Annotated in this window: 4 protein-coding genes; 1 reads left to right on the top strand and 3 read right to left on the bottom strand. The window is 53.7% G+C overall.

The genetic code is table 11. The annotated features are described in order from the left end of the window. On the top strand, nt 1-402 hold a 402-nt coding region (locus VEI96_12500), incomplete at its 5' end, for a DUF3786 domain-containing protein (GenBank protein HXX58815.1). A gap of 33 nt (nt 403-435) precedes the next feature. On the opposite strand, the gene VEI96_12495 is transcribed toward VEI96_12500, so the two are convergent. The 3 genes from VEI96_12495 to VEI96_12485 all read right to left on the bottom strand — a co-directional run. Further along, complete coding sequence (locus VEI96_12495; GenBank protein ID HXX58814.1) at nt 436-879, bottom strand: hypothetical protein; 444 nt, start codon at nt 877-879, stop codon at nt 436-438. Between the two features lie 52 nt (nt 880-931). Continuing rightward, entirely contained in the window at nt 932-3,178 is a 2,247-nt protein-coding gene (locus VEI96_12490; GenBank protein ID HXX58813.1) for a hypothetical protein, read from the bottom strand. Beyond that, on the bottom strand, nt 3,178-4,128 hold a 951-nt coding region (locus VEI96_12485), incomplete at its 5' end, for a CbbQ/NirQ/NorQ/GpvN family protein (protein ID HXX58812.1). The genes VEI96_12485 and VEI96_12490, both read right to left, overlap by 1 nt.

The raw sequence follows: 4,128 nt of genomic DNA, 5'->3' as shown, positions 1-4,128 counted from the left end.
CTAGGGTACTTTTTCAAGCTTTCGGCGCTCTGGTATCTCGTCAACGCAAAGGACATCTCCCTCACCGGACGCCTCATAAAACCGGCTAACCTGAAAGGAGGAGAGCTCTTTTTCAGGGGGACCCATCTGCTTCCCCTAGATGCAGTGGCGGGAAGATATGGAAATGACGTGACCGGATTTCTCAAACGCTGTGAAGACTTGAGCGGAGATCGAACAGATTATGGCGACGCCTCCATGAGACTTCTCCCCCTCCCGAGGATTCCGGTCGTTCTAATCCTCTGGAAGGGGGATGAAGAGTTTCCCCCGAGGACAGACCTTCTCTTCGATTCGACCTGCGAACTCCAACTGCCGCTCGACATCATCTGGTCGATCGCGATGATGAGTCTCCTCGTGCTCCTCTGACATTCAGCCCCAGAACAAAAATCACGAAATCGTTCAGAACGTTGAAGGGTCTTCAGGGGGAAGTTCGCTCTCATCAAAGGGCATGACGCCAAGCCTTGTCATGAACGATTCGATCTCTTCCAGACTCTTCTCATAGTCAAGACCGACTTCATCCTCATAGAGTACCTTCTGGATCAGACCGTCAAATGCCCGATAGTCAAAGCTGCCGTCGAGAACGCCTGAGCGTAAGAGTATGTCATAAAGGATTTTCTCGTCATTGAGGTCATCACCATCTCTGATATCAAGCTCCTTCCGCCTCTCGGGTGAAGAAACATACCATTCCATCGCGGCCGAGACCGCATCATAGAGCGTTACGATCCCCGCCGATAATTTCCCCTGCCTTAGCCTTCTCTTCCCCCCGCGAATGTGAAGCCTGGCCCTCTGCAAGGAGCCCTCCGGCCCAAAGGCACGCTCGTCCATTAACCCGGCATGCGGCATGATGACCCTCCTTTCACCGGCACTTCACGACTCCTTCTGTTTCTCAAGGAGATCATGTAGTGAGTCTCCGGTAGATCTCCGTTATTCTGTTCGGGAGCTTCTGCACATCATCGATGACGATATAGTTCGCCTCGCCGTACATATGGGGAAGATAGGAACCCGCCTCTCTGTCTATCGTAATACAGAACGGATGGATGCCGCTCTCCCTCGTCTCGATGAGGGCCTTCCGTGTGTCCTCGATGCCATAGTCTCCCTTGTAGGCGTCCCAGTCCTCGGGCTTTCCGTCACTCAGGGTGACGAGGAGTTTCGTCTTAGCCTCGACCGAGCGGAGGATCCGGACAGAATGTCTAATGGGTGGCCCCATCCTTGTGTAGTCCTTCGGGCTTATGCCGGAGATGCGATCCTTCACCTTCTCCGAATAGGCCTCTTCAAAGCTCTTTATCCGGTAATAGTCGCATCTCGTCCTCGTCATACCCGAGAACCCGTATATGGCATAACGGTCTCCCAGGGCATCGAGGGCTTCGGACATGAGAACGAGGGCCTCCTTTTCTGCCTGATTCACCCAGCCCTTTGTCGAGCCGCTCATATCGAGGAGAAAGAGGACCGCGATACTCCTCTCATCCCTGTCAAGCCTGGTAAGAAGGTTCTCTCCTGGAGAAACCCCGGCGCGCATATCGGAATAGGCTTCGACAACAGCATCAATGTCTATGTCCTCTCCATCCCTCTGTCGCCTCAGTATTTTCGTCTCTCTCCTGAGGAGTTCGAATTTCTTCCTCAGCATCGTCACATACCCTCCGTAGCGTCTGAGGGTAATCTCTACAAAAGGCTCATGCCCCGAATAACCCTCGTGCTCATAGAGACTGCACCACTTTCTTTTGTAGCCCCCTCTCCTGAAGTCCCATTCGTCATACTTTATCCCGCCTGCTGAAGATGGAACCTCCTGATCTTCATAAATTTCTGAAAGGGTCACACTTGTTCCCGCCCCGAAATCGGAACCCTTGACGAGTATTCCGCCCGGAATTCCGCCCCGCTCTTCTATTACGTCTCTCAGTTCGCTGTCGAGTTCTATGAGCCTTCCCTTCATAAGGAGATACTCTTTCCCGGGATCCACAGAACTCTCGCGCTGCACCTCTCCTGTTAAGGGCCTCTCTCGGACTTCGAGTTCAGGGAGAGTCATCAGCCTCGCTATTATCCCCTCTATTCGCTTCTTCCTCGCACGCCGCTCCGCCCTGATCCGGTGAGAAACCCTTTCCGGCCTGATACTGCCGATAAAGGATCGCAAGCCTCGGGACTCATAGTCTCCTTCCAGCTCAACCGCCCTCCCATAGATCCGCAATAGGAGATTCATGCTTTCATGAGAACCGGCAGCGCCTTTCAGCAACTCGATCTCCTGAAGATAGCTTTTGAAAAGCTCCGGGGTGTGACCATTCGTCTTGCCCGACAGGTAGTAGTGGTAGAGTCCTTCAACAAACGTTGTCTTCTCTGACAGACCGTCGGTGAGAGACCGTTCTTCAAAGATCTTGCTTTTGATCCCTTCCATTCTCTTCATAAGTCCCGGCAATTCCTGACGAAGAAAAGCATCGAGCCGTATCGCTTCAAGGAGGTTGTAAATATCAGTGGCGAGTTCTCTTTCCTGAAAAAGTCTGAAGAAGGTCTCTATATCGGGATAGGAGATTGTGGGGTCATAGAGAAAGGCCTTCAGCGTTTCCTCGGGCGGATTCAGAGTGCCTCCGGCAATCTGAGCCCACTTGTGAGCCGCCATAAACTCATAGAGGAGAAAATTCATCTCCGGATCGCCGAATCTCTTCAGGAACGGTGGCAGGTAGATGGTAACGCCATCCGTGAAAGACTCCCTGTCGGGTGCGATCTTCAGTTCCCTGCCCGAAATCCCCTTGAGATAGGTCTCGAGGATCGAAGAGACCGCATGGAGATTGAGGCCCTCAGGGTTCTGAAATTTCGCGAGGGAATCTTCGTCGGTCATCGAAACAAAGGAGAGGAAGGCGTCGATCCCTCCCGCATCAAGGAGATCGAAGGCATGGGTTATCCATCTCTCGGCATCCCGATGAGGCAGATGCTGGCTGGCCTTCTTTATCCGCTTCAGGGTATTCGGCACGAGAGAGGAACTCGCATGAGAAAGGGCACAACAGAGGGCAAGGGTCTTCTCCCCGATCCCCTTTTCGAGAGAACCGACATCGCGGAGGACTTCGTTAATCTCCCCGTCTTCAAAGAAATCGAGGGTCAGGTTCCGCGAGAGGTCCTCCCGCAGGTTATCGATCTGTCTCTTCGTGATGGCGGACATCAGAGAATCGAAATGATCAGTTCAGAAAGCGCCCTCAACATCTCCCGGTCGTCGGTAAGCGGTTCCGCAATGGCAGCCTCACAGGCATCCTTCGGCTCTATACCAGACCGGATAAGTTTACCCGCATGGATGAGAAGACGGGTACTCGCTCCCTCGGCAAGTCCCCGGTCTTTGAGATTCCTCGTCTTCTCAGCAAGACTGACGAGCTTCGTCGCGGTCTCGCCGTCGATTCCGGATTCATGGCTGATGATTTCCGCCTCGTCTTCCCTTCGCGGATAGGTGAACTCGAGCGCGAGGAACCTCTGCCGCGTGCTCTGCTTGAGGTCCTTGAGGACGGACTGATAGCCGGGGTTATAAGAGACGGCGAGAAGAAACTCGGGCTGCGCCTTCAGGACTTCACCCCTCTTTTCTACGGGGAGGATCCTTCTGTCGTCCGCGAGCGGATGGATGACGACGGTGGTATCCTTCCTCGCCTCGACAATCTCATCGAGGTAACAGAAACCGCCTGCTTTCACCGCTCTTGTGAGGGGACCGTCAACCCAGACCGTTTCGCCGCCCTGAACGAGGTATCGCCCCACGAGGTCGGCAGCGGTAAGGTCGTCATGACAGGAGACCGTTATGAGGGGTCTCCGGAATTTCCATGACATGTACTGCATGAACCTCGTCTTCCCGCATCCCGTGGGACCCTTCAGGAGAACCGGCACCTGATTCTTGTATGCCGATGTGAAGAGCGCCGTCTCCTTGCCGACAGGACGGTAGTATGGTTCCTCTGTTATGGTATATTCCTCGGTCTTTATCGCCTTCACCTTCATCTTTTTATTATAAGCCATTTTTCGGAAGATAGGCCGGCGGCATGTCCTCGATAGAGGGGAAGGGGTGAAGAGGTTCCCGCCGTGGTGAGAATGATGACATGCCACATACGGCAGCCGAAAGTGCGGTATAATGAAGCA

The sequence above is a fragment of the Thermodesulfovibrionales bacterium genome (genome assembly GCA_035622735.1).
Lineage (GTDB): Bacteria > Nitrospirota > Thermodesulfovibrionia > Thermodesulfovibrionales > UBA9159 > DASPUT01.
The sequence above is the reverse complement of the archived record's forward strand: the minus strand, read 5'-3'. Positions and strand labels throughout refer to the sequence as shown.